Genomic DNA, 2,381 nt, shown 5'->3' with positions numbered 1-2,381 from the left:
CGCTCTCCCGATGCTGCTTGGATACCTTTAGAAAAATGGCAAGCTTTAACCCCACAACAAAAGGAAAGATTTTTACCTCTATCTCCCGATTTTGTCATTGAATTAATGTCTCCTAGTGATAGCCTAGAAACTACTAGGAAAAAAATGCAGGAATATTTAGATAATGGGACTCGTTTAGGTTGGTTAATCAATAGAAAAACGAGAGAAGTAGAAATTTATCGTCAAGGACAGGCAGTAGAAATTTTAACTAATCCAGAGAGTTTATCGGGGGAAAGTATTCTGCCAGAATTTAGTTTAAATCTTACTTTGATTTGGTAAATCAGAGGTAGTGATTGCCGTTTAACGCTTTGCTTTGTTGGGCATTGTCTTCATCGATAAAATACCGAACTTGAGTTTTAAGGAAGATAGTCAGAATCAAGGATTTCTGCAAGGGTGAAGGGTGATTCAATCGGGAATAAATCAGCAGAGAGAAGATACTTTCTTACAGTATCTTCTCTGGCTGCTTGGTAACAATCTATCCAGATTTCAGGAATCAATCTTCTCAGACTTGGACTCTCTTTTAATAAGCGTTGAACTTGTCGGCGTTGTTCAACAATTGTGCTGCGCCATCCTTGAGCATTTGCTTCCTTTTCAGTTAGCCAGTAAGTCAATTTAAGCAAATGTTCGGCAATGACGGTTAAGCGACTTTCTAGTTCTCGTTTTTCACTCCTTCCCATCGTTTCAATTTCTTCGATCAAATTTTCCAGGTCTAATTTTTCAAAACGATGTTCTTTGAGTAAATTAGCGGTTTCTTGTAACCATCGGTAGAAATCTTCTTGATAAAGACTTTTACCTGAGGAGACTAAAGACTTTTCGATGCTCATTTGATGATGACCTAGAAAAAAGAATTCTTAGATAATTTAGAAGCGAATCCCCGATCTCAAAAAGATTGGCAGAATATCGCAGGATGACCCCTTAAAACATCAGAGCTTTAAATTTAAGCTAAAATTGGGTAAAACATCTTCACCCGATAAATCAGTGGGATTTTCTAATATTTCTACCTCTTTTCCTTGACGATAAATTTCAACTTGCCGATTCTGGGGATCGATTAACCAGCCTAACCTTGCGCCATTTTCCCTATATTCGAGCAGTTTTTTCTGTAATTTGTCAAGACTATCGGATTCAGAGCGCAATTCCACCACAAAATCGGGACAGAGGGGAATAAATCCCTTTTTCTGCTTAGGGGTTAAAGATTCCCAGCGTTCTCGACTCACCCAAGATAGATCAGGAGAACGAATCGCCCCATTTGGTAGTATAAATCCGGTGGAAGAGTCAAACCCGACTCCTAAAGCTTCGTTTTCTTCGCACCAGCGACCCAGTTGAGTCGTTAAGCTAAAATTACGCTGTCCTGATTCGCCACCTGTCGGGGGATTCACGATTAATTCTCCTTGGGCTGTACGTTCTAATTTTAAGTCACGGTTGACCGCAGCAAGGGCTTCAAACTGTTCAAGGGTGATAGAGAGAGCGATCGCGCTAGGAATTTCTAAGGAGAGGGTTTCGGGTGAGGTGGTAACTGCTAACATAGTCTTTTGATCCGGTGCAACTTATACTAAGTAGGTGGGTGTTAAAAATTGTCAGATACCCCCCTTATCAAGGGGGGCAAGGTAGGGTTGATTCATGAATCAACCCTACCCTGAATCAACCCTACCCTGAATCAACCCTACCCTGAATCAACCCTAGGGGCAGGGGGGATCAAAGACAAATCTATCTTCAATTTAATTGAAACCACTTACTATTAAAGATTATTTGTCAAGTTTCTGCACAGAATTCTTTAGCTTGCGCTGAACAAATTCCCGATTTTTTGGGGAAACTTCCACCTCGATCGGGCGGTTTCACTAAATAACAGGTTACAATAGCCAATAATTAACTAAATTTACCTAAAAACTATCGATCGTGTTCTACGCTATTGATTTCGGAACCAGTAATACCGTCATTACTCGTTGGAATGGGGCGACAAATAGGGCCGAAACCGTGAAATTATCGGAGTTATCCCAACAAATAGCCGACAATCCCCCCCTAATTCCCAGTTTACTCTATATTAAATCAGCCAATCCCCTGCAAGTAATTGCCGGTCAAGCGGTACGGGATCGGGGTTTAGATAGCGATCAAGATCCGCGTTTTTTTCGTCGCTTTAAACGAGGTATCGGGGCAAAAATTCAAGGATTTTTACCGGAATTAGAGGAAACTGTCCTCAGTTTCGAGGGGGTTGGCCAATGGTTTCTCGATAGCATCATCGACAACTTAAAAAACACCACCCCGGAAACCCCCCAATCTCTAGTTTTAACCGTTCCCGTCGATAGTTTTGAAAGTTACCGCAATTGGTTAAGCAATGTTTGTCAGGG

General features: G+C 41.2%; 3 protein-coding genes and 1 pseudogene. 2 read left to right on the top strand and 2 right to left on the bottom strand.

Annotated features, from left to right (window positions below):
* A partial coding sequence (locus PX481_RS04255; RefSeq protein ID WP_288093767.1) for a Uma2 family endonuclease occupies window positions 1–318 on the top strand: 318 nt, incomplete at its 5' end.
* A 77-nt stretch (window positions 319–395) separates the two neighbouring features.
* Here the strand turns inward: PX481_RS04255 and PX481_RS04250 are convergent.
* Both PX481_RS04250 and PX481_RS04245 read right to left on the bottom strand, forming a co-directional pair.
* Window positions 396–863, bottom strand: a complete 468-nt coding sequence (locus PX481_RS04250; RefSeq protein WP_002757365.1) for a DUF29 domain-containing protein — start codon at window positions 861–863, stop codon at window positions 396–398.
* Window positions 864–962: 99 nt separating this feature from the next.
* Window positions 963–1,562: a Uma2 family endonuclease gene (locus PX481_RS04245; RefSeq protein WP_012265011.1), complete on the bottom strand. Its 600-nt coding sequence runs from the start codon at window positions 1,560–1,562 to the stop codon at window positions 963–965.
* A 370-nt stretch (window positions 1,563–1,932) separates the two neighbouring features.
* Here PX481_RS04245 and PX481_RS04240 point away from each other — a divergent pair.
* Window positions 1,933–2,381 (top strand): annotated as a pseudogene (locus tag PX481_RS04240) (Hsp70 family protein); the annotation flags it as partial.

Source organism: Microcystis sp. M53603_WE2 (assembly GCF_030065435.1).
Note: the sequence above shows the minus strand (reverse complement) of the source record. Positions and strands in the feature narration are given on the sequence as shown.

What these genes read in the sequence shown, in the direction of transcription:
- PX481_RS04245 (WP_012265011.1), bottom strand. Translation starts at nt 1,562, where the DNA reads ATGTTAGCAGTTACCACCTCACCCGAAACCCTCTCCTTAGAAATTCCT.
- PX481_RS04250 (WP_002757365.1), bottom strand. Translation starts at nt 863, where the DNA reads ATGAGCATCGAAAAGTCTTTAGTCTCCTCAGGTAAAAGTCTTTATCAA.